Source organism: Parabacteroides sp. D25, assembly GCF_000307475.1.
Lineage (GTDB): Bacteria > Bacteroidota > Bacteroidia > Bacteroidales > Tannerellaceae > Parabacteroides > Parabacteroides distasonis.
In genome coordinates this window covers 51,999-77,006 of sequence record NZ_JH976509.1, presented here as the reverse complement: position 1 = coordinate 77,006, position 25,008 = coordinate 51,999, and the positions used below count along the sequence as shown (strand labels likewise).

The following is a 25,008-nucleotide window of genomic DNA, read 5'->3' as shown; positions in this document are numbered from 1 at the left end:
TCCATCAAAGCTATATACTTTGGGGACGGCCTTCAAATTTTATTTCTTCAACCACATATCCAACCACTCAAAGAATGTGCGTTGCCATAGAACGCCATTCTGGGGCTTCAATACCCAATGGTTCTCATCCGGATAAATCAGCAACTCGGCCGGTACACCCCGAAGAACCGCGGCGTTAAACGCTGCCATTCCTTGATTAGCCAAGATCCGGTAATCCTTCTCTCCATGGATACAAAGGATAGGCGTATCCCATTTGTCCACGAACTTATGCGGGGAGTTCGCGAATGTACGCTGAGCCGTAGCGTTTTGCTTTTCCCAGTACGCTCCACCCATATCCCAATTGGCGAACCACATCTCTTCCGTTTCCAGATACTGCATTTCCATATTAAAGATACCATCGTGGGCGATAAACGCCTTGAAACGTTTATCATGATGACCTGCCAACCAATATACGGAGAATCCACCGAAGCTGGCGCCTACACACCCCAAGCGATCCTTATTTACATACGGTTCCTTGGCTACCTCGTCAATAGCGGTGAAATAGTCTTTCATGCATTGTCCGCCATAATCGCCACTGACAGCCTCATTCCATTCCAAGCCAAATCCGGGAAGCCCCCGACGGTTCGGTGCCACGATAATATAATCATTAGCCGCCATGATCTGGAAATTCCAGCGGTAAGACCAGAACTGGCTAACAGGGCTTTGCGGGCCACCCTCACAGAACAACAAGGTAGGATACTTCTTATTCGGATCGAACTGAGGCGGATAGATAACCCACGTTAGCATCTGCTTGCCATCTGTCGTCTTCATCCAACGCTCCTCCACCTTACCCATCGTAAGCTGGTCGTAAATATGCTTGTTCTCGAACGTAAGTTGAGTTACCGTATGATCCCCTGTCAAATCGATCGAATAGATCTCGTCTCCCATGCTCATGGAATGACGTTGAGCGATCAGCTTATCGCCCAGAAGAGCGACAGAGGCGTAATCGTACATACCTTCGGTCAGCGGGGTAATCTTATTGCCATTCGCCAAGTCTATCTGATAAACCTGCGACTCGCCATGCCAAACGCCCGTGAAATAGATACGCTCGCAATCAGCGCTCCAGCAATAAGAGTCCACGTTGGAGTCAAAATCCTTGCTTACGAATGTTTTCTCACCCGTCTCCAGATTCATTACCATCAAGCGATTTTGATCCGCCTCGTAACCATCCCGTTCCATACTTAACCAAGCGATGCTCTTTCCGTCCGGAGAATAGGTGGGATTCGTATCATATCCCTTGTTCTCTTCCGTTATATTGGTCGTTTGCTTCGTATTCAGATCATATACATAAATATCCGAATTCGTGGAGATCGCATATTCTTTACCCGTCTTTTTGCGGCTGGTATAGGCAATCTTGTCCGAGGTAGTGTTCCAAGCCAATTGCTCGATACCGCCAAACGGCTTCATCGGGCTCTCAAACAACTCGCCCTCCATCACATCCACAGGATTGCTGATCGATTCGCCATCGAAATCGGCGACAAAAGGATGCGGAACGGTAGTCACCCACTCATCCCAATGCTTGTACATTAAATCCGTAATGATAACACCTGTCGCCTTATCCAAATCCGGATATTTATCAGCGGTACTGTTCACGGTTTTCACTTGCGAGATAAACAAGACCTTTTTCTCATCGGGAGAGAAAGCGAAACCCTCGATATCCTTATCATAATCGGAAAGTCGCTTACGGTCCGTCCCATCCGGATTCATTTCCCAAAGCTGGCTGCTACCGCTCTCGTTACATAAGAAAGCGATCTTGGTTCCTCCTTTGATCCATACGGCCTCGTTCTCAGCGAATCCGGTTTTCGTGATTTGCTTATTATCCGATCCGTCCGCGTTCATCACGAAGACCTCACGGTTGCTCTTGTTTTCCGGTACACTATAGTACGCCACCGTATACACCACTCTTTTCCCGTCCGGAGATACGTTCATACCGCCGATACGTCCCATGGCCCACAAAGCCTCCGGGGTCATGCGGCCGTCTTTGATCCGGATGTCCGACTTCCCGATAAGGTTCTTATCGCCGGTCTCCTTCACGTTCACATCCGTAGCCGGATTGCAAGCACCTAACAGTAGGGATGTTGCCATAATCATTGTTCCGATAGATTTATTCATGCCGTTATAATATATTACAATTTGAGTGCGAAAGTACTAAATATAATTTATATCTTCGCGTTACTAATTATAAGAACTGAACAGTATGAATAAGATTTGGTTATTTGGAGCCGCTGTATGTATGGTATTAGCACTCGGCTCATGTAAACCTAAACAGAGCGCGTACAAGGCTGCTTACGAACAGGCCAAAGAAAAAGAGTCGACAGCTCCTGTTGAGGTTGTAGAACAAGAGGAAGAAGTTGTTGAGGTCGCTCCTGTCTCAAAACCCAGAACCTCTACGGCTACCACTCGTACGGAAAAAATCAACGCCGCTCAAGGTGAGGACGCCAGCCGTCTGAAACGTTATAGCGTCGTTGTCGGTAGTTTCAAGAACAAGACAAACGCTTACGCATTAAAAGAACGTATGCAGAATGATGGTTACAACGCAGTGTTGGGCGAGAACGAGCAAGGGATGTTGCGTGTGATCGTCGCTAGCTTCGACAATAAAGCGGACGCCGCCGATAGCCGTGACGCCATCAAGGCGAAATACGCTCCTAACTTCCAAGATGCTTGGTTATTGGAGAGAGCTTATTAATTGTAAGCTATCAGAAAAGATAAAAGCGGAAGGTCTCGTTAGCCTGTAAGAAGAATCTTGCAGGTTATCGAGACCATTCTATTTGAAGGAAACATAAGGACATAAAAATAGCCCGACTTCAACAGCCGAGCCACTTTTCACCAATCTAATCTAACTTAACCTAAAACAAAAACCATCTTTTTCTTTTTGCCTTTCTCTTCTTATATCCTAACAACCTTTTTACCTTAAAAACGTAATACCTATTCGAAATTGTATAAACTCAAAACATCTAAACACATATGATATAAACGAATTACTCTTCATAAACCGGCCACGCACCTTCTTTCGTACAAACGAAAGCCGCTGTCTTTACAGCGAAATGATGGGCCTCGCTTAAGGACTTCCCCTTTAAGAGCGAAATGATTAGAGCCCCCGAAAAAGCATCCCCCGCCCCGACCGTATCCGCCACCGTGACCTCCGGCGTGGGCAACGTAGAGATCTCCTCTCTCGTATAAATCGTACTATGGGAGCTCCCCGCAGTCAAGACAAACATCCGAAGGCCGTATTTCTCAATAAACCATAAAGCCACTTCCCTCTCAGTTCCATTCAAGCCGAATAAGTCCCGAAGAACGTTAAACTCCTCATCATTCACCTTCAACACATTCGCTAAGTACAAAGACTCCTCGATCAACTCCTTATCATAGTATCGCTGGCGAAGATTGATATCCAGCAAACGATAAGCGTCTTTCGGCGCAAACGACGAGATCGCTTGTATCGTCTCCCGGGACTGACGGGAACGCTGGGCTAATGTACCGAAACAAATAGCGTCCGCTTTCTCCGCCAAATCAATCGCATCGGATGTAGGCGATATATGATCCCAAGCCACTCGCTCATGAATCGTATAAGTAGGGATACCTTCTCGTAACTCTACCTGAACGGTTCCCGTCGGGTAAGGCACTTTCTCGATCAAATGCTGGATATGATTCTTATCCAACTCATCAACGATCTCTTTACCCAACTCATCATCTCCGACAGCGCTGATAGCATATCCCTCAGCACCTAGGCAAGACGCATGATAGACAAAATTAATCGGGGCCCCCCCAGCCTTTTTCCCGGAAGGAAGCATATCCCATAATAATTCTCCAATCCCAACGACAATTGGTTTACGTCTTGATTCAGTCACCTGTTCCATGGTCTTTCTATTAAAAACAACTTTCGTACTTATCGACACCGCAAAAGTATATCATCGTTATAAATACAACGATAACTATAGCTACAAGATAAATCACACAAGTTACATAAAAGATTTATTTTCAAGGGACAATAACAGACGTTACCCGTATGTAACATCTGTACAAGCAGCATCCTTACAAAGACTCTATAAACTCGGTTGGCGTTATATTATAAACCGCTTTAAAGCATTTGGAGAAATAGGCCGGCGAGCCGAATCCCGTGGCATAAGCAACCTCGCTAATCGTTCCGGATCGCTGCTTCAATAGGGCGGATGCCTTTTTCAAACGATAGTTACGCAAAAAGTCCGTAGGGGTAATCCCGGACAACTCCTTCACCTTTCGATATAAATGCACACGAGACAGGCCCAGTTTCTCACTGCCTTTCTCTATACTGAAATCGGGATCGCTATAATTCTCCTCTATCAAAGCGATAAACTTACGCATAAACAAATCATCCAGACTCTCTACCTTCCCTTTTGTCTCGATGGAAAGTCCCGCAGGCGATTGAGACTCTTTCAAGAAAACCTCTCGCAAACGATTACGTTCTTCCAACAATTTAATGATACGTAATTTCACGATCTCGATATTGAACGGTTTCTGGATATATTCATCCGCTCCCCCCTCAAATCCATACAAGCGTTGACTGTCATCCGAAAGAGCCGTAAGCAAGATTACCGGGATATGACTGAGGGCCATATCCGACTTAACCCGGCGGCAAAGCTCGAAGCCATTCATCTCCGGCATCATCACGTCACTGACGACCAGTGATACATTTTCCTTCAATAGAATATCCAAGGCCTTGGCACCATTCTCCGCTACAAGTACATTAAAATTCCCGGACAACTCATGCTGTAAATAAGCGCGAATATCCCAATCATCCTCAACGATCAAGATCATATAATCATATTTCTTATTCAACGTTTCTTGAACTTGGGATATATCCAAATGCGCTACACCAGAGGACGATTCTGTCGCATTCGACAGAAAGACACAAGATTCATCAAAATGAGATTTACCTTTCGGGATCTGAACGGTAAACACTGTCCGTTCGCCTTGCTCGCTTTCCACGTGGATCGAGCCTTTATGCATAAGGACAAATTCCCGTGTCAGATGCAGTCCGATACCCGTTCCCGGAGCATAGCTTTGCCCGCTTGTAAAAAAGCGCTCGAATACGGAGGCTAGGTTTTCCGGGGGAATACCCTCTCCATTATCTTCCACCGATAAGACAACCTCCGTCTCCTCCTCCCGCAAACGAATCGTAATCTTCCCCTGCTCCGGGGTAAACTTAAAAGCGTTCGAAAGCAAGTTCGTTAATATCTTCTCCATTTTGTCCGTATCCACCCAAACAAAAAGAGAATCCATTTCATGCAGGAAGGTATAATCAATTCGCTTACTCTGGGCCAGAGTATTAAAATAAGATTTCACCTCTTGGATTAAAAAGACCAAATCCATCTTAGTAACCCGCAATCCCATCTTATTATTCTCTATCTTCCGGAAATCCAGAAATTGGTCGATCACACGTTTCAAGCGTTCCGCATTCTTCTTAACGATGCGGATATCATCCGCGAAAGCGCCTGCCGGGGCATCTTGCGCCATCTTGTTCAGAGGCCCTAGAATCAAGGTTAAAGGAGTCTTTATCTCGTGAGATACATTCGTAAAGAACTGCAATTTCTGTGTCGTGACTTGCTCGATACGCTGGTTCGCTACCGAGAGTTCCTCTTTCTGTTGTTGTACCAAACGATTTCTCTCATTCAACAAATGATTCTTCTGGCGCACTTTACGATTAATATAAACCGTGTAAATAGCGGAACCACCCAACAAAAGCGCCAATATCAAGATAATAATCAAGGAACTATAAAGAAAGTTATATTTCGAGAGCAATTGCGACAAATTCGCACGCTGTTTCTCGATCTGGCGTTGATATTCTACCAACCGGTCTGATTGTAAATAAAGGGTACCGGCGTTGGTCTTATCGATCATAGCGGTGCTTAACGCATACTTTTTCGTATAAGCTTGTCCGCTTAAGATCTGCCATGCTACCTTAATAGCCACCCCACCACCTGTCGGATAATAAAAAGAGGCATCCAACTTACCCTGCGCAACCGCCTCCACGCCTAAGCCTCCTCCCAAGAGTCCATCCACGCCTATAAATTCCACGTGCCCCACCAGCGACGAATCTCGCTCCTCAATCGCCTCACGGGCCCCTAAGGCCATCATATCATTATGAGCGAAAACGATATCGACATCCTCTATGGAATCCAGCTTCAAGACTTCCTCATAGGCATTCTTCCTGTACCAATACCCATCCAACTCCCGGATTTTCACATTCGGATCAATAGACATCGCATCGACAAAACCTTGATGTCTTTCTGTAGCGGAGGAAGAGCCTCTCCGTCCCCATATCTCTAAAATCGTTGTCTCCCCCTTGATCAAGGAGCTGATGTACATTCCGATCGAGCGACCGATCTCGTAATTATCCGCTCCAATATACGTCGTATATTCATCGCTATTAATTTTCCGGTCCAATATGATAGTGGGAATACCAGCCCTGTACGCCTCAACAGCGACAGGCGTAACAGGCTCGGTCTCATTCGACGATATAATCAGCAAATCCACCTTTTTCTTGATAAAACCTTTTATCTGGCTGATCTGAGTATCATTATCCTGACTAGCATCCATTACGACCAACTCGATCTCCGGATGATTTAAAGCCTCTACTTCCATATCACGTATCATGGATTGACGCCAAATATCCGTCATCGAGCATTGAGATACACCGATGACATATTTCTTTTCTTTTTTACCGGGCGAACAGGCAAAGCAAAGAATAAGGAATAGCCAAAGCAGGATATAAAGCGGGTTTCCTTTCATGTGGTATATTTAATTCGATCGTTTATTCTACAAATATACGAAAACTATTCCGAAATTACCCCCAAACAAGTCAAGGTATCTTTTAACAACGGGGTAAATCTATGGATACCGATTTCATTCAAATGATCAGCGTCCCTATAGCAAGAATCAGGTAACGGTACAGCCGTATAATTCAAATAAAAGACCGTTTTATCATCCACGTATTCCCGAGCCAAAGAATCCGTCAATTCTCGATAACTCGAAGGAACCCGTTCCTTATATTCCGTGGAAACAGGGGCATTGTACAAAATAAGAGACAGATCCCGCTTCTTACATTCCTCTACGATTCGCCCCAACATCTCTTGTTGAAATGAGGATGGCAATAAATAAGCACCCTTATCATCATAGTAATGACGATCGATAATAACGTCTAGTGTTCCCCCGGTCGCCCCCGTGAAAATACGCTCGATCACATTCCTTTTAATCTCAGCTACGCAATTCTTGAACGGAACGCCAAACTCATACGAATACATGACCTCCTTACGGGTTACCGGCGAAACAGCCTCCTGTACCAAAAGTCGCAAATCCTCCCGCTCCTTTAGATGGGGATAAATAGACATATAGGCAGGAAACTCATCTTGATAGGAATCATCGGCCACGGTAAACGTGTGGTAACCAAACCCCAATATCACGGTTTTCAAATGGGGAAGGTAAGGCGCTTTCAAGCATAAATCGATATAGGTATTGAAATAATTCTCACTGGATTTAGCGTCATTCCTCGATTTCCCCAGCATATCGGCGGATATCGAATGTAAAGGATGGGAATCGCCCAAAATCAATACCTCCACTTCCGGATCACTTTTGAGGCTGGGTACGCTTATATGAAAATAAGAGCGGATCAGCAGGCAACTAAGCAACCCTAAACATCCTACCACCCCTAAATACCGGAATATAGCAATAAAGAACCTTCTCATACTTATCAGAATTGAAAATAAATGAAACCTTGTGGATTACTGGCGTCGAAACCATAGATGATAATCAGCAATACCGTATAGATAACATACCGAACCGGAAGGCTCAGGTCCTCTATCATCAACCCATGCGCCTGTTTTCGGCCGATCCATTCCACGACGAACATAAGAGCCGTGAAAAAGAAACATTTCTTCAGCAGGAGTTGCCCGAATCCCAAGCCCACAAGCTGAGGAGCCGAGAATAACGAGACATTGAACATCCGCTCGAGATACACAGCCGCTTGGGATATATCTTCCGACCGGAACAGAATCCATCCCAATAAGACCAGCAAAAACGTAGCTCCCATCTGTGTCAATTCCTTCACAGAGGGGAGGAAACTGTTTTCCGCCACGGAATCTCTATATCTCCTATTTTGACCCAACAATAACAATGGCAGAAACAACAATGCATGATACGCTCCCCATGCCACAAACGTCCAGTTAGCCCCGTGCCAGAACCCACTTACCAAGAAAATAACAAGGGTATTCCGGAAGCTCTTCCATTTCCCTGCCCGGCTTCCCCCTAGGGGTATATAGATATAATCCCGGAACCAAGTCGTCAAAGAGATATGCCAACGCCGCCAAAACTCCGCTATATCCCGGGAGAAATAAGGATACTTAAAGTTCTGCATAAGGTCTATGCCAAACAACCGGGCACAGCCGATCGCTATATCCGAGTATCCGGAAAAATCCCCGTAAATCTGTATCGTAAAGAAGAAAGCCCCCAGAAACAAGGTACTCCCATCCAACGTCTGGTAATTCTCAAACACACCGTTCACGAACAAAGCGCAGTTATCGGCAACCACCACTTTCTTGAAAAATCCCCAAAGCATCTGGCGTATACCATCCAACGCCAGATCACAATCGAAATTACGAGGCCGGAGAAACTGAGGCAACAAATGGGTAGCCCGTTCTATCGGGCCCGCCACTAATTGGGGGAAGAAACTGATATAAGCGAAGAATGCCACGATATCATGAGTCGCCTTGATTTTACCTTGGTAAACATCAATCGTATAGCTCAAAGCCTGAAACGTATAAAAGCTGATCCCGACAGGGAGCAAGATATTCAACGTCACGTAATCGGCATCCCAGCCCAATAGGTGAAGGACATTTACCAAATTCTCGGTAAAAAAATCAAAGTACTTAAATACACCCAAGATCGAAAGGTTCAGTAAAATATTACCGGCACTTATCCACTTTTGGACCGACCGGTTGCCAGCGCATTTCTCCAAATAGACTCCACTCAAGTAACTGCATAACGACGTAAACAGGATCAGCAGCAAAAAGCGCCAGTCCCACCATCCGTAGAACAGGTAACTAACAGCTACCACAAATAGATTTTGCCACCGCAAAGACTTGAAAACAAACCAGTAACCAAAGAAAACCAATGGCAGGAATATAAGGAACTCTATGGAATTAAATAACATAAATATTTAATTTTCAGACTCAAGAATATGTATCATCAAGGCGCAAAGATAGGAAAACTCGCTCACATACGGATAACTTTGGAGAAAATAATGTAAAGTGTTTGATAGCAAAAGGGATATGTCGTTTTGTACCACATTCTTCCGCAGGGGGCTTTTAGCAAGTTTTAGGTGGAGTTAGGAGGACAAATCACTACTTATCCGTTGCCTTTTCGGGATAAAAAAGAGGCTTGAAAAACAAGCTTTCGTCTTTCATTGATTACCCCGTTTACCACCGCAAAGAACGCTGTTTTTTCCATGTCTGCTGACGCAAACTTAGTCATATTTTTCCGTATCAGAAAAAAAATACAGGCTTTGTTTGCAGGCCGAGGGGTCTTATTCTACGTTCCGCTATATTTTTCATGCCGTTCATTTGCTCTGCATATAATAATTTTGCAAACAAAGGAATTGGTTATGAATCAGGCAAATGTAAAGGTGTCGTTCTACCTGAAAAAGAGCGAGGCGGATGCCGACGGGAATTGCCCCGTAATGGCAAAGTTGAATGTCGGAAAATATTCCGAAGCGGCATTCAGTGTGAAGATAAAAGTCCCGCAATCCCGCTGGTCTTCGGGACGCGCTTCTGGAAAAAGCGTGGCGGCAAAGGAAATCAACAACCGGCTGGATGAGATACGTGCGATGGCATTGAATATCTATATGGAACAGTCGGCTGTCCGTGACGGTGTGACGGCCGAAGAGGTGAAAGGCATACTGCTTGGAATGGCAAGCGGGCAGGAAACGCTTCTGGGATATTTCAGGCGGTTCATCCGCAACTTTGAAAAGCGTGTGGGGATAAACCGTACGGTAGGAAGCCTGAGAGCCTATAGCAATGCCTATAGCCATATCGAAAGATTCTTGCAGGCGCAATACAAGCTCTCCGATATTCCGTTTTCTGCGTTGGACCGTTCTTTCATTGACAAGTATGATTTGTATCTCCGGACGGAACGTAACCTCGCTCCCGGAACAATCATCAACCTGACCGTCCAACTGAAAACCATTGTCGGAGAGGCCATTGCTGACGGTATTATTACCGCCAGCCCGTTCATGGGCTACGAGCCGGTGCGCCCGAAGCACGTGCAGAAATATCTCACGGCAGAAGAGTTGCACAGGATTATGACCACCCCGCTTCACAGGCAGCCCCTCTATCATGTCCGTGACATGTTCCTTTTTTCCTGTTTTACCGGCATTCCATACGGAGATATGCGCCTGCTGACAAAGGACAACCTATGCCTTGCGGAAGATGGAATATGGTGGATCAAGAGTGCCAGGCAGAAAACCAAGATAGAATTTGAGATTCCTCTTTTGGATTTACCGTTGCAGATTCTGAAGAAATATAGCGGTACAGCTCCCGGTGACAAGCTGCTGCCGATGTATTGCAATTCCACGCTGAACCTCTACTTGAAAGAGATTGCCCGAATCTGCCACATTGACCGTCCGTTGGTCTTCCATGCAGGACGGCATACATACGCAACGGAAATCACACTCTCTCATGGGGTCCCCCTTGAAACGGTCAGCAGGATGCTCGGCCATAGTCAGATAGAGACCACACAAATCTACGCGAAAGTGACCGATGAGAAGATAGACGCCGACACCAAGGCATTGAACCGAAAAATTTCGGAGCGTTTTTCTGTCGTCATTTAATAACCTTTTAAATGGAAAGAATATGGAAAAGAATACTGAAAAACAGAATGTCAAACGACGCAGCACTTTTGCCGTGCTGTTTTATATTAACCGCACGAAAGTGCGAAAGGACGGAATGTGCCAGCTATTGTGCAAGGTGAGCATTGATGCCGAATGGGCACAGATAGGGACCAAAGTCTCTGTCAATCCGGGCATCTGGAATCCGGAGAAAGGCCGTGCCAACGGAAGGAGCGAGAATGCCGTTACCGTGAACCGTGCCATAGATGACCTGACACGTGAGATTGCCGGACATTATGAGCGGATAAGAAACAGCCTGGGGTTCATCACGGCTGAACTGGTCAAAAACGCAGTCAAGGGTATCGGACAGAAACCGCTTACCCTGCTGGCTCTTTTCAGGGAGCATAACGAGGAGTTCAGGAAACGGGTCGGGATAGACCGCATACAGGAAACATACGACTCCTATCAGCGTTCCTACAAGCATCTTTCCGCTTTTGTCCGGGAAAAGAAAGGCGTGGAAGATGTGACGCTGCGAAGCCTTGACCGGACGTTTTATGACGATTTCGAGGTATTCCTGCGGACTGACCGCAACCTGAAACCCAAAAGCGTGCATGAACACCTGTACCGTTTGAAAAAGCTCACGATGCGGGCTGTGAGCCAGGGCACGTTGCGACGCGACCCTTATTGCCGCCTGCATCCCGAACTGCCCAAAAGGAAGAGCCGCCACATGAAACTGGAAGACCTTAAAACACTCATGACCACTCCGGTGGAGAAACCGCAACTGCAATTCGTGCGGGATATGTTCATCTTTTCAACCTTTACCGGACTGGCGTATGCGGATCTGAAACGGCTTTCGGACAAGGACATCACGCAGGCCGGCGACGGCACATGGTGGATTCATATCCACCGGAAAAAGACCGATACGCTCTCTTCTGTCCGTCTGCTGGATATTCCTCTTCAAATCATAGAGAAATACCGCGGCCAAAGAAGCGGAGACAAGGTGTTCAATATTTATGCCCGCAGGTATTTTATCCTGTTGACTAGGGAATTGGGGCAGGTATATGGTTTTGATTTGACCTTTCACCTGGCCCGGCATAATTTCGGTACCCACATCACCCTTTCGCTCGGCGTTCCGATAGAGACGGTAAGCCGGATGATGGGACATACCTCTATTTCCACCACGCAGATTTACGCGCAGGTTACGGACACGAAAGTGGACGAGGACATGAAACGGTTGAGGTCCACAGGTTTCGGAAACAGGATAGACCTTTGCGAGGAGGATTTCACCGTCAGGAAAAAGCGGAAAATAAAATCACCGGCTGTATGAAATGGAAAACGGAGAAACTGCCCGGCTGACAGCAGGCAGTTTCTCCGTGCTTGATTAAAGAAGCAGTACTATACCCAGCGCTGTTCCTCCCGGCACCGTTTGTAGGCATCGTCCAGTATTTTCATGATATCGGACTCTTTATAGAGTGCCTTCCCTTGCACCAGATAGTAAGGGATTACACCGAATGTACGGTATTCCTGCAATGTACGCCTGCTTACCCGCAGGACTTTGGAAAGTTCCTCGTCCGTAAGGAAACGTTCACCGTTGAAGAGTGATCTCGGTACATCCTCCATTACTGAAAGCATCCTCTCCATTTTCTCCAGTCCCTGGAACATCACGTCAATGCGTGGGTCTTTCTTATCTATAAAGTGATAGCTCATAATTTGCTCTTTATTAAAGGGTGGTAACTCAATTCCAATAATCTCCGTATATCTTCCGGTTTGTAGAAAAGCTTGTTCTTGATGCGACTGAAAGGAAGGAGACCTTTGGCACGATACGCCTGAAGGGTCTTTTTGTTGATGCGGAGTACGTCGCACACCTCCTGGTTGTCCAGCCAGTTTTTCAGGCCGAGATCCTCGACCGGACGGCACAGGCGTGTCACCCGGTCCTCAAATTCGCAAAAACGGACACGCAGTTCTTCAAAAGTCTGTTTGTCAATACATACAAGTTCCATATTCTTTCATTTATATTAATTTTCCATCTGTTTTTTCAGTCTCGCCGGCAAACGCCTGCCCTTTTGGTTGAGGAACGCCTCGACCTCGGAGGACTTGTAATAGGTACGCCCGTCTATCATGTAATAGGTCACGAGTTTCTTCTGGCGGTACCGCGCGAGAGTGCGTTTGGTAATGCCGAGCAGCTCGCACATGTCCTGGTTGTCCAGCAGCTTGTCTCCGTCAAGCGCGGAGGTCTGGCGGTTCATACGGCTCAGCCTGTCTTCAATCCTGTCGAACCTTTCCATAATCTGATGAAGCATCATCTGGAAGGTCTCACGGTCTGTCTGTATCATAATACGGTCTGTCTTTAAAGTGTAAATAATTGACTGGTTACACCTTGTCGCGCAACAGGTTATATTATGATATAGGGCTAACGGCGTGCCAATTGCTCTGTATTTCACGAAATGACATAGCTATTCCGTTGAAATACAGTACAATAAAAAAAATAAAGGAGAAATATTTGATGGGAAATTAACCTTGCAGGATGCAAGGATTCTCGCAATCTGCAAGTTACATCCTGCAAGGATTACGATAAATCAGACGGCAGATGCCACCAGGCAGGACAACGGCCTTGTGTAACTGCCATTGCCGGACGGGAAAGATGGCCTGTATGGAATTCCCTTTGCCGGCGGAATAAGGAAAAAGGTAGATAATAAGTTCTTCCACAAGATTGTAATGGAAGAGGCCACGCAGGAGATCCAATGTTTCTGCATCAGAAACTTCTGCCAGGTAGATAAAGGAATCGCCTTTAGTGTCTTTTTCACAAAGAAGGTCTAGTATGTAATGGGGTAAAATCCGGGCATCACAACGCTCCCGCCAACGGGCAAAACCTTTCCTGTGGTTCATTACCCATCGCATCAGCACGTTGTCGGTTTCCGGCAGGAAGCCGTCCAGTGTCATCGCCGTTACAGCTTGGACTTTTGGCATAAATTCTGTTTTGATACCGGACCGTAAGCCGTCAAAAAAAGAAGCGTGCAAACACGCTACTTCTAATGGAGGCTCTGGAATGCCTTTGAAAGGAATAGGTGAATGCACGCTATGCGTAGGCATAGCATAAGCAATCACGCAATAGTTCCTTTCAATGTTAATTTTCCAGATTCCCATTAGAAACACCTTGCGGTCTTATGTCATATACAGTCAGCAATTGTCTTAGAGACAATATGTCGATTTTTCTCTATTTGTTTGCAAATGTACACATATTCAGTGAGATTTGCACTAACGGCAGGCTCATTTTTATTTCACCCCGTATTTCTTCATCTTCCGGTACAGTGTTGCTGGGTTGATGTTCAGCAGTGCGGCAGCCTGTTCCCGGTGTCCGTTGCAAGCTTTAAGAGCATTGATAATTTTCATTTTCTCCAATGACTCATCCTTCAACGGCTGAATTACCGGGGAGTGCGTATCTCCACTTTGGCGGATCTCAATATCCAATCCTTCCATATCCAGCATCGGAGTCTCCGCAATCAATACAGCACGTTTGATCCGGTTCTGTAAGTCCCGGACATTGCCCGGCCATGAATAGGTAAGCATCCTGCGCTTGGCATCTTCCGTAAAGCCTTGTGTTTCCCTTTTCAGTTCTTTCGAATGGCGTTCACGGAAAAACTCAGCCAAAGGGATGATGTCTTCCGGACATTCCGCCAATGAAGGCTGACGTATCTCGAATTCGCAAAGGCGGTGGTAAAGGTCTTCCCTGAACCGCCCTTCCTTGATGGCCAGTTGCAAATTCTCATTTGTGGCGGTAACGATACGCACGTCCGCTACCCGTTCCTTGTCACTGCCTATCGGAGTATAGGTATTCTCCTGTAACACGCGCAGCAACATGGACTGAATCTCATAGGACATTGTACCTATCTCGTCCAGAAACAGAGTTCCGCCTTTCGCCATGTCGAAATATCCGGTCTTGGCGGTGTCGGCACCGGTAAATGCCCCTTTCTCGTGACCGAAGAACAACGAGGCGGCCAGTTCACGTGGCAGTGCCCCGCAGTTCACCGCCACGAAAGGCATCTCCCGGCGTTCGCTGCCCAGATGGATGCTCTGTGCCACCGACTCCTTCCCTGTACCGTTGGCACCAAGTACCATCACCGACATTTCCGATGGAGCTACCAGTCTGGCAAGTTTCTCCACTTGTAGGATCTTCGGACTTGTACGGTGAAACAGTACCTTTTCCTGTTTCCGTACCGTAACCATGGGGCGGAACACATCTTCTGCCAGTTCCAGCAGATGTTCCTTGCGTACCGGCTTGGGAAGGTAGTCTATCGCTCCCAACTTAATAGTGCGCACCACATCGGGAACCGACACATACTCGGTCGTGATGATGAAAGGAATATCCTTTCTTTCCTTGCGCAGCCATTCCAGTAGAGATATTCCGTCCCCTTCGGGTAGACGTACGTCCGATAGAATCAGATCAAATTGTATTTTGCGTATCAGTGAACGGGCTATCGGTTCGTTCATAGCTGTCACGACATCATAACCAGCTTGTGCAAACCAGTCCTTCTGCATCTGAGACAGGCTGATATTGTCTTCAACTATCAGTATTTTCCGTTTCATTTGTCTGTCTTTTTATTTCATTTTTTGCTGCTGCCATCAACATATCGGTATGATTTATTATCCGTTGAGTATATTCTTTTAAAGCAGTGTCACTGGCCCTTTCATCTTTTAAAAGGGAACGATAAGCGAACAACATTTCTTCATTATGTAATAATTCCCACATCGGCAGCATACAGTGAACCGTTTCACGCAATTTCTTCCTATTACAATTTTCTATGGCCGAATTGAGTTCTTCAACATCTTTTTTCGACTGGTCAATAAAGGAACATAATAATTTTATCTTATCGCTCACCTCACACAACATCATGCTGAAATCTACATCATGCTTTTTGTCAGGGCAACCTCTTTCTATAGTTGACAACAGACCGATCAACTCTGTAGATGAGAACGGCTTATAAATACAGGCTGTAAATCCGGCATTCAAAAAAGCATCTTTCTCCTTCTCTCCACGTGCAGTCATAGCGACAATGGGTATAGTCTTTGAATTGCCAATACTTGAGTTACGTAACAAAGTCAACAATTCAAACCCGTTGGTGTAAGGCATCAGGATATCTGTAAGCAACAGGTCATAATCTTTTTCCCGCATGGCTTTTACTACCTCTTTGACTGTGGTACAAGTTGTACAGGTCATGCCATTACGCTCTAACATTTCTTTAATGACAGCTTGCAACATACTGTCGTCATCAATAACAAGTACATTGTGATGCAGGTGTGTGGAATGCGTCGGGACATGTTTTTCGCTTTCCAACGGTTCATCCGTTTCCGGCATGGGAAGGGTCACACGAAATGTGCTTCCACAATTAATCAAACTTGTTACTTCTATTGTCCCATCAAGAAGATTGACAAGTCCTTGCGTGATCGGAAGCCCCAATCCGAATCCGTCCGCATTGGTTGCAGAGGTCTGGCGTTCAAAAGGACGAAAGATACGGGAAAGTGTCTCCTCACTCATACCAACACCGGTATCCACTATTTCCATGACCAGCAGTCCATTGAGATAGTGCACATTGAAATTGATTGTGCCGGTCTCCGTGAACTTAACTGCATTGGTAAGCAGATTGTCTATAATCTGTTCTATGCGGTCTGCATCACCATATAACTTGACTTCCGTATCCTTAAAATCACAATTGAACAGGATACCCTTATTATTGATTATATGAGAAAAACCGGCAGCGGTACGTTCCAATAATTCATGCAGGTCGAATGGGACATCGTTCCGTATTTCTTTCGCCTCGTTTAACCGGTACACATCCAACAGGTTGTTAAGCAGATGTACCACATGCTTGCACACCCTCCTTATGTTATTCAGATGGATATTCCTCCGTTTCTTTTCACGTGTATCCATTGCCAGATCGGCACTGCCGTCAATGACATTCAAAGGGGCACGTATGTCATGCGATATGGTCAGGATAATATTCTTGCGCATTTCCAACAGCGCAGTGTTTTGTTGTATCGTATCTTCCAAACGCTTCCTTGTTCTTGCCTTTTCCCGTAAATCTTTTTGAATAATCAGATAGGATATGACAAGCAGAATAATGGCGGAGATAATCAGCCAGGAGATGACACATATGGAACGGTTGTAAGATTCTCTAAGATGACATTCCTTCGCTTCAAGTACACGTTCTGTCTGGTTGTTCATCGTGGTTATCAGATGGCGAAGCTTTCGGTTAAGTTCCTTGTTGTGGTTGCGGAGGCTATCGGTATAAGCATTGATACTTTCCTGCCGTTCTTCCTGCATGGATAGCAATTCCTTGTTCAATGTCTTGAGAATTGTAGATGCGGAAGGAACTATCTCCAGAGTTTCTTTTGCCCCTAAAAATCCTGTAAAACCTTTCTTTTTACGAATAACAGTACGCGGTTGAGCTTCCGCTGGTAAATGAGAGAATTGCATACCTTCCTGACTGTTCTGACTATGGAAAAGTTGCATAATTTGGTATAAATGCTCTTCTTTACTGGATAATAGATAGCGCAGCGAGTCTATTTGACTTTGGCTGACAAATTCCTCATACCCCTTGTGCATGGCCTGCATCATGGAATCGATATGCAGACGAAGAGAATGATAGTTCGCAAAATCCTCCTCTTCCCAAGAAAGGGCTGTTTCACCATAAGTTGAGAGAATCGTGATGTGATGCTGGACTATATTTCCATTGTGTTGAACCCGATGAATTGTTTGTGCCTCAGTTTCAATCACCAAAACCCTATTCCGCTCACGTACCATGATTATAATCATACCGATTATAGCCACAATCAACACCATATATCCAAAGATGATTTTATATTGAATACTCATTTATCAATATTTGCTGTTTATTTAGACACTATATGTATGTGGAAAGCAACCAGTCCTTCTATCCGAAATTTAAGGGTGGCTTGTATAAACGGTAATATGCCTATTAGTACGAAAACGATTGGGTATATTGTATTCTAAAATCATAGTGTACTTTGAACTGCGATAATAAGGCTGCGGAAACTCTATTGTTTCGTATGAAATGAGAGTATTTCCATTTCTTCTGTATTACTTGTCTCCTTTCAAGGGTATAAATCCTATTTGTTCCAATTGGGCGATTTTTTGATCCGACAAGCTTCCTCTTCGATAATTCCGTCTTTGAACCGTACACCAACGCCCCAACGCCCCTTCACGACATCCAGGCCACCGTCCATTTTGGACATGAAACTGGTGCAACTGTTCCAAGTAGCTTCGCCAGACCTGCTCCACCGACCAGACAAATCCTATTCGATCTAATAGTGTTTGACGATTAGGGGAAAGTTTCCCTTGCTTGCGCATTTTCCGCTGTGTACTGCACCACTCGCCCAAATAGCCTTCGGCTGATTTGGGAAAGCGCTGCTGTTTGTCGAGAAAGATTTTCAACGCTTCATAATTTTTCATCCATTCACCGTTCAAGTCCTGACTCCACACAAATCCGATCTCATCCAACACACGAATGCGTTCTTTGCTCAAACGTCCTTTCTTACGTCTTTCCCGTTGAGTATAACACCAGGTAGCCAAGGCACCATCCTCCCGTTTGGGCCAGCGACCTTGAGTCGCAAAGAAGACTTTCAATGATTGGAATTCCTTCATCCAGTTTGAATCCAGCAGGTTCCATTCAAAGCCGACAGACTCCAGCAGTTTGTAACGCTCCTCCGAGAGTCTGCCCCGTTTGTAAGCCATGCGCTGCGTATTGCACCACAAGCCCAGCTTCCCCTCTGTAACCGAAGGCCAGTCATTTTCTTTCTTACGGAACTCAATAAGCCTCTCATACATGATCTGCCAAGGTTCCAACTCTGTCAATATCTCCTCAATACGAAGCCGTATGTCTGATAGGAAACCTGTGGTCAGAAAAGAGGTCACCCCTTCAAATCCCTTGGGTGAAGGCTGACAGGCAAGGCGTTCCATGTGCAAGGCCATCATGTCATATACAGATTTGCCCGATAGGTTGTTCACAAAATCCAATACGACAGGCTGTTTCCCGCTTCCGGCATCCAAGCAACGGCCCAGCTGTTGCAGGGTAACAATATAGGATTCTGTCCGCCGTAGAAACAAGACGGCATCTATGCCCTCCACATGCAGTCCTTCTATCAGCATATTGACAGAGAACAATACATGCAATTTCCCAGATTCTTTTTGGAAAGCCTTTAGTATTTGATTATTAGTCCGTTCGCTTTGAGTGTGATGGATCTCAAATGGTATGATTACCCGTCCGGCTTGTGTCAGCCAGCCACACACCTCAGGAACCATCTGTTTCAGATCGGTAAGATCACGGCAAAAAACCAGCAGTTTACATACATCTTTGGGCAAGAACTTTCGGATTACCTCAGGAGCTCCTAACGCCCCTTTAAAATCAACGCGAGCCACATCCAGTTTCTTTTGGACTTGTTCTTTTCGTCGAATTGAACATCCGCTTCGATCCAATCGCTTTTGTAAACGATTCAGTTCACCGTCTAATCCATAGGCACTTTGTACCAGGATTGGGACTGGTAAAATACGGTAATACCAAGCCTGAGGTAAGGTAAGTTCATAAAACAGATTTCCCTCGAAATAAAGATCCACCGTATCAATCATTCCCTCCGGGCGAATAGGAGTCGCCGATGTTCCTAATATATAGGCCTGCGGATTGGATTCAATTACCTCCTGCAAAGCAGCCCCCCATATTTCTGCACCGAAATGATGAAACTCATCAATCAAAATATGATCTGCTTTGAGTTGTTTATCATTTTTTCGATAATATATCAATGACTGAAACGTTCGATAGCAGATATAAGGAGAGGTAAAGCCTACCGCTTTTTTGATCTCCTCCAGGATTGTGACATTTGGAGCAAATACGCAAATTCGTTCTGTGGCATGGTCTGATATATAACGAGCCAGCAGATATGACTTTCCCGTCCCGGTCGCTTGCACAACGGTACCGATACGATGCTGTTCAAAGCCTTTTATAATAGCACGATAAGCTTTCTCGTTATGCGGGTAAAGTTCTACATGTCTGCCGGAATTAAGGCTTCTGAGGTAGTTGTCGTCAGAAACAGTCAAACCATGCAACTCATAAGCCAACGCCTCTTTCAGAAATCCACCATGAGCTACAATCCGAAAATAAAGACTCCCTTTACCTTGGGTTAATACTGTAAACTCCTCATAATATCTCTCAACATCCGTTCGGGTCAAGGGGCGAATATTCCAAACCTCTTTAGCAATAAAATGTACCATTCCCGGCTTGAATCCGACCCATAGGAAGCCGTCCGATTCTATTACGTGATAAGCAAGTTTTCGATAATAAACCGATAACGAAGAAACCATGTTATACAATCAATGTTTTCAAGATATCAAAAGAACAAAAAGTGATGTACAAGACGCAGTTTGTTCCAACACTTCTTGTTCTTTCTTCATTCCCATACGAAATAGCATAAGATAAATTCTTAATGGATTAACACCGGAATATTTTGATACTGTCCACTGAACATTTGCATTTTTGGAATGCAATATAAATTTTGATTCTCCCATAAACTCGATTTTCATAATCAATGGAAGAATCACAAAAGCCCTTGCCTTTTATAATACTGAATTTTGTGTAAAATATTTAATCGGATTTGATTATCTGAAAGTTCTAGCCAAACTTTGTATCTACTTTTGCCAATTCCAATCAAACAATTCCACATCATCTTCAAGAAGATCGCTTCCGGTTTGCGTTTCTATCAGGGTCAAGTCATTTATGGCTTTTAGACCGTGGCGCATATCTTGAAGGATACAAACAGTATCTCCCCGTTTAACTGGGGTAATTTTTCCTTCTATAGCCAACAGTCCCTCTCCGTCAACAACCGTCCATACCTCTTTCCGTAGATGATGAGCTTTTGATATGTGAGACTTTTTCCTGCCTTTATAATCAATTGCTTCGTCAACGACTGAAAGCCATCTGAATATTGAACATTATGAATAATCTTGTATTCTCCCCAATGTCTTTCCTCATACATTGGACAACACTGTAGCCGGTCTGCATATTTTTTTATGTTCTCGCTCTTGCTCTTTTCGGAAATTAAAATACCGTCATTCGATGCTGCAATCACCAAATCTTTGGTTCCTATACACATAATCGGAAGATCCAATTCATTAATGATATGTGTATTTTCTGCCTCTCCATCTGTGATAACATTACCTATTACATGGTCTTCCAACTCATCTGTAAGTGTATTCCAAGTCCCTAAATCTTTCCATTTGCCAGAGAAAGGAACTACTGCTACCAATTTGGCCTTTTCTGCCACCTCATAATCGAAACTGATTTTGGGGAATTCACTATATCTGTTACGGATTTCCGAAAAAGAAACAGCCCGGATATATTGCTCCACAATATTCATCATATATCCCAACTTAAAAGCAAATACGCCACCGTTCCAAAATGCATTTTCTTTTATAAGATATTCCGCTGTAGCTACATTCGGTTTTTCCGTAAACCGTTTGACCGAAAAGATTCCACCTTTCAGTTTCGATTCATCAGGCACTACATATCCATATTTAACAGATGGATAGGCTGGAGTAATCCCCATAAGAACCAGCTCGGCTACATTGTCATCCACCGCATGCACCATCTGCTCAATAACTTTGAAATATCCTGCTTCCGTAAAAGGGTCACAAGGCATAACAACAACTACTTCTTCATCGGCACATGATTTCTCATATTTCAGATATGAAGCTGCCAAGGCAATGGCTGGAAATGTATCACGTCTTTCTGGCTCCACCACTACATCGATGTATTCACCCAGCTGATTGTAAATAACATCAGCCTGAGACAAGCTGGTAGCCACGGTTACATGACCTTTTAAATCGGATTCTCCCAATTGACGAATAACCCGTTGTACCATCGACTCTTTTTGACCATCGGGAGAATTGAGTAATTTTATAAACTGTTTGGAACGACTGTTATTTGATAGAGGCCAAAGACGTTTCCCAGAGCCTCCGGATAATAAAAGAATTTGCATAAATAATGTTTTAAATCGTTACCTTTCTGCACGCATGGGATTATGCAGGAAATCATCATAAGCCAATCGGATACCATCTTCCAATTCAGTTTGGTAAGACCACCCCAAAGCCGTTGCTTTCGATACATCCAAAAGCTTTCGGGGTGTTCCGTTCGGACGTGAGGTATCCCACTTGATTTCGCCTGTAAATCCTACAACCTTAGCCACCAGTTCTGTAAGGGCTTTAATGGTCAATTCTTTGCCGGTTCCTGCATTTACCGTCTCATTCCCCGAGTAGTTATTCATCAGGAATACACATAGGTTGGCCAGATCGTCAACATAGAGAAACTCCCGGAGCGGGCTGCCGTCACCCCAGCAAGTCACTTCATCCAGACCCGCTTCTTTCGCCTCATGGAAACGGCGGATCAAAGCAGGAAGTACATGACTATGTTCAGGATGATAATTATCATTGGGTCCATACAGATTTGTTGGCATCACACTAATGAAATCCGTACCATACTGCCGATTCAAAAACTCACAATATTTCAGACCTGATATTTTGGCCAAGGCATACGCTTCATTCGTTTTCTCCAATTCTGATGTTAGCAAACAAGATTCAGGCATAGGCTGAGGGGCCAAACGTGGGTAAATACATGAAGAACCTAAGAACTCCAATTTTTTACAGCCGTTCTTCCAGGCTGCGTGAATCACGTTCATCTCCAGTATCATGTTGTCATACATGAAATCAGCCAATGCAGATTGGTTGGCAATGATACCACCCACTTTGGCAGCAGCCAAAAAGACATATTCCGGTTTTTCTTCCGCAAAAAACTTTTCAACAGCTTCCTGCCGTGTCAAATCCAATTCTGCATGAGTACGGGTGATAATATTCGTATACCCCTGCCGTTGCAGTTCACGGACAATGGCAGATCCCACCATTCCCCGGTGTCCTGCCACATAGATTTTTGCGTTCTTATCCATCATTTCACGATTCCTTTCTCCAGATATTCGGCCAAGTTGGTACGCATTACGTTGGCCACATGTTCCGCAGCCACTTTTTGCATATCATGAGACACCATAATTTTCACCAACTCTTCAAAGGAGGTGGATTGCGGATTCCATCCCAATTCATTCTTAGCTTTCGTAGGATCACCCCATAGGTTGACAACATCCGTAGGACGATAGAAATCCTCACTGACAGCTACCAGTACCTTTCCGGTCTTTGCATCAATACCTTTCTCATCTATACCTTCACCCTCCCAACGCAGTTCAATGCCGGCATAGTGGAATGCCAATGTAGCAAATTCGCGAACAGTGTGCTGTACACCTGTTGCAATGACGAAATCCTGCGGTTTGTCCTGTTGCAGAATCAGCCACATGCATTCCACATAATCCTTGGCATATCCCCAATCACGTAAGGAATCCAGATTACCCAGATACAGACAATCCTGCTTTCCTTGAGCAATACGGGCAGTAGCCAACGTAATCTTGCGCGTTACAAAGGTCTCGCCCCGACGTTCCGATTCGTGGTTGAACAGGATGCCCGAACAACAGAACATATTATAAGCCTCGCGGTACTCTTTCACAATCCAATAGCCGTAGAGTTTGGCTACGGCATAAGGGCTGTAAGGATGAAACGGTGTATTTTCATTTTGAGGAACTTCTTCTACCTTGCCATAAAGTTCGGAAGTTGAAGCCTGATAAATCTTACAGGTTTTCTCCAGATGATTGGTACGAACCGCCTCCAATATGCGAAGCACTCCTACAGCGTCCACATCAGCTGTAAATTCAGGTGCATCAAACGATACCTGCACATGGCTTTGAGCAGCCAAATTATAAATCTCGGTAGGTTGTACCTTGCCCACTAATTTCACTAAAGACATAGAGTCCCCCATATCCGCATAGTGCAAGTGAAAATGAGGTTTCCCCTCTAAATGAGCAATACGTTCCCGATAATCAACTGATGAACGACGGATGATACCATGAACATCATATCCTTTGTCCAATAAAAATTCTGCAAGAAACGAACCGTCTTGCCCGGTAATTCCGGTGATTAAAGCTGTTTTCATCTTGTTATTTTTGTTAGTAATACTTCATGAATTTTATAAATATACCTCAATGATTCCAAAAAGACATTACTGTATATGCCATTACGTTTGAATGCTTTTTGATGATCGGATATAATTTGTTTATGGCTGGCAAAGCCGCTGGTGGAAGTTCCTCCTGTACGCATGGTTACAAAATCCATTGGGATATATGTTGTCTGTATTTTATGTACGAAAATAAACCGTAAAAGACATTCAAAATCGGAAGCAATCTTGTATGACAAATCAAAGCCACCATATTTATCATATATAATTTTGCGGCAGTAGAAACTTGGGTGTGCGGGCATAAAGCCAAGTCGCATCCAGCTACGGTTGAAAAGTCTTGACGAATAATAGCGGACACATTTACCCAGGTCATTGCCATCCACGAAATGAATATCTCCATATACTGCATCCACCCGGTTGGTAGCAAGCTCTTTCTCTAATTTTTCCACTACATCCGATGAAGTATAAAAATCATCCGAATTCAAGATACCAACCACCTCCCCCGTAGCCATCCGGATTCCCTTGTTCATAGCATCATAAAGACCTTTGTCCGGTTCGCTTATATACCGCAATCGCCCATTATAACGAGGTTCATACTCCCGGATTATTTCCATCGTATTGTCTGTACTTCCCCCGTCCACGATAATATGCTCTATATCGGGATAACTTTGGTTGAGTACACTATCCAAGGTCGTGCGAAGCGTTTTACCGCTATTCCATGTAGCGGTAATAACTGATACTTTCATGTAAGTTATAATGTAATGTTATGTTTTGGGCTTCTATGCGTTCTCTCTTCTATATTGTTAAGTATAACTAACAATGTCGGTATATTTACCACAATTTATAAATCATACTTAATAATAGAATACATGAAACTGCCCCAAATATGTCGTCAGCTTTGATGAATGGACTATAGGCAGCAATTACGAAGGAATCCACACATTCATTTGCTCGATTTCTTGCTACGACAGGAGTTATAAATGAGACCATTGCTGATACGGA

At 44.7% G+C, this 25,008-nt stretch carries 18 protein-coding genes and 1 pseudogene; 3 read left to right on the top strand and 16 right to left on the bottom strand.

The window, feature by feature from the left end:
* Window positions 1–39: 39 nt before the first annotated feature.
* Window positions 40–2,151, bottom strand: a complete 2,112-nt coding sequence (locus HMPREF0999_RS19790) for an alpha/beta hydrolase family protein (protein WP_008780335.1) — start codon at window positions 2,149–2,151, stop codon at window positions 40–42.
* Between the two features lie 85 nt (window positions 2,152–2,236).
* Between HMPREF0999_RS19790 and HMPREF0999_RS19785 the strand changes: the two genes are divergently transcribed.
* Window positions 2,237–2,725, top strand: a complete 489-nt coding sequence (locus HMPREF0999_RS19785) for an SPOR domain-containing protein (protein ID WP_005856008.1) — start codon at window positions 2,237–2,239, stop codon at window positions 2,723–2,725.
* Between the two features lie 292 nt (window positions 2,726–3,017).
* Here HMPREF0999_RS19785 and HMPREF0999_RS19780 read toward each other — a convergent pair whose 3' ends face one another.
* From HMPREF0999_RS19780 to HMPREF0999_RS19765, 4 genes are all read right to left on the bottom strand, one after another.
* A complete protein-coding gene (locus HMPREF0999_RS19780; protein ID WP_005856006.1) occupies window positions 3,018–3,896 on the bottom strand; it encodes a carbohydrate kinase family protein in 879 nt (292 codons plus the stop codon).
* 175 nt (window positions 3,897–4,071) lie between these two features.
* Window positions 4,072–6,807, bottom strand: a complete 2,736-nt coding sequence (locus HMPREF0999_RS19775) for a substrate-binding domain-containing protein (RefSeq protein WP_009276744.1) — start codon at window positions 6,805–6,807, stop codon at window positions 4,072–4,074.
* A 44-nt stretch (window positions 6,808–6,851) separates the two neighbouring features.
* Window positions 6,852–7,760, bottom strand: coding sequence for a hypothetical protein (locus HMPREF0999_RS19770; RefSeq protein WP_009276743.1), 909 nt, complete (start codon window positions 7,758–7,760; stop codon window positions 6,852–6,854).
* A 5-nt stretch (window positions 7,761–7,765) separates the two neighbouring features.
* The gene (locus HMPREF0999_RS19765) at window positions 7,766–9,223 is read right to left on the bottom strand and encodes an MBOAT family O-acyltransferase (protein WP_008780333.1); all 1,458 of its coding nucleotides are present in this window, start codon (window positions 9,221–9,223) and stop codon (window positions 7,766–7,768) included.
* 450 nt (window positions 9,224–9,673) lie between these two features.
* On the opposite strand from HMPREF0999_RS19765, the gene HMPREF0999_RS19760 reads away from it, so the two are divergent.
* The gene (locus tag HMPREF0999_RS19760; protein ID WP_009276742.1) at window positions 9,674–10,897 is read left to right on the top strand and encodes a site-specific integrase; all 1,224 of its coding nucleotides are present in this window, start codon (window positions 9,674–9,676) and stop codon (window positions 10,895–10,897) included.
* 22 nt (window positions 10,898–10,919) lie between these two features.
* Entirely contained in the window at window positions 10,920–12,221 is a 1,302-nt protein-coding gene (locus tag HMPREF0999_RS19755; protein ID WP_009276741.1) for a site-specific integrase, read from the top strand.
* A gap of 68 nt (window positions 12,222–12,289) precedes the next feature.
* Here HMPREF0999_RS19755 and HMPREF0999_RS19750 read toward each other — a convergent pair whose 3' ends face one another.
* From HMPREF0999_RS19750 to HMPREF0999_RS19695, 11 genes and pseudogenes are all read right to left on the bottom strand, one after another.
* Entirely contained in the window at window positions 12,290–12,601 is a 312-nt protein-coding gene (locus HMPREF0999_RS19750) for a helix-turn-helix domain-containing protein (protein ID WP_005644200.1), read from the bottom strand.
* Window positions 12,598–12,894 carry a helix-turn-helix domain-containing protein gene (locus HMPREF0999_RS19745; RefSeq protein WP_008777759.1) on the bottom strand — a complete coding sequence of 99 codons (297 nt, stop codon included), beginning with the start codon at window positions 12,892–12,894 and terminating at the stop codon, window positions 12,598–12,600. Before HMPREF0999_RS19745 ends, HMPREF0999_RS19750 begins: the two co-directional genes overlap by 4 nt.
* Before the next feature lie 15 nt (window positions 12,895–12,909).
* Window positions 12,910–13,227, bottom strand: coding sequence for a helix-turn-helix domain-containing protein (locus HMPREF0999_RS19740; RefSeq protein ID WP_008777760.1), 318 nt, complete (start codon window positions 13,225–13,227; stop codon window positions 12,910–12,912).
* Window positions 13,228–13,444: 217 nt separating this feature from the next.
* A complete protein-coding gene (locus HMPREF0999_RS19735; RefSeq protein ID WP_009276740.1) occupies window positions 13,445–14,038 on the bottom strand; it encodes a hypothetical protein in 594 nt (197 codons plus the stop codon).
* Window positions 14,039–14,167: 129 nt separating this feature from the next.
* A complete protein-coding gene (locus HMPREF0999_RS19730; protein ID WP_008779498.1) occupies window positions 14,168–15,478 on the bottom strand; it encodes a sigma-54-dependent transcriptional regulator in 1,311 nt (436 codons plus the stop codon).
* Window positions 15,453–17,765, bottom strand: coding sequence for a hybrid sensor histidine kinase/response regulator (locus HMPREF0999_RS19725; RefSeq protein WP_010184385.1), 2,313 nt, complete (start codon window positions 17,763–17,765; stop codon window positions 15,453–15,455). The genes HMPREF0999_RS19730 and HMPREF0999_RS19725 overlap by 26 nt, the downstream gene beginning before the upstream one ends.
* Before the next feature lie 225 nt (window positions 17,766–17,990).
* A complete protein-coding gene (locus HMPREF0999_RS19720; RefSeq protein WP_009276738.1) occupies window positions 17,991–20,264 on the bottom strand; it encodes a Helicase associated domain protein in 2,274 nt (757 codons plus the stop codon).
* Window positions 20,265–20,588: 324 nt separating this feature from the next.
* Window positions 20,589–21,937: pseudogene (locus tag HMPREF0999_RS19710) on the bottom strand (sugar phosphate nucleotidyltransferase).
* An 18-nt stretch (window positions 21,938–21,955) separates the two neighbouring features.
* The gene (locus HMPREF0999_RS19705; protein WP_009276736.1) at window positions 21,956–22,900 is read right to left on the bottom strand and encodes a GDP-L-fucose synthase family protein; all 945 of its coding nucleotides are present in this window, start codon (window positions 22,898–22,900) and stop codon (window positions 21,956–21,958) included.
* The gene (gene gmd, locus HMPREF0999_RS19700) at window positions 22,897–23,985 is read right to left on the bottom strand and encodes a GDP-mannose 4,6-dehydratase (RefSeq protein ID WP_007844567.1); all 1,089 of its coding nucleotides are present in this window, start codon (window positions 23,983–23,985) and stop codon (window positions 22,897–22,899) included. Before gmd ends, HMPREF0999_RS19705 begins: the two co-directional genes overlap by 4 nt.
* Window positions 23,982–24,752, bottom strand: coding sequence for a glycosyltransferase family 2 protein (locus HMPREF0999_RS19695; protein ID WP_007844565.1), 771 nt, complete (start codon window positions 24,750–24,752; stop codon window positions 23,982–23,984). Before HMPREF0999_RS19695 ends, gmd begins: the two co-directional genes overlap by 4 nt.
* Window positions 24,753–25,008: the final 256 nt, after the last annotated feature.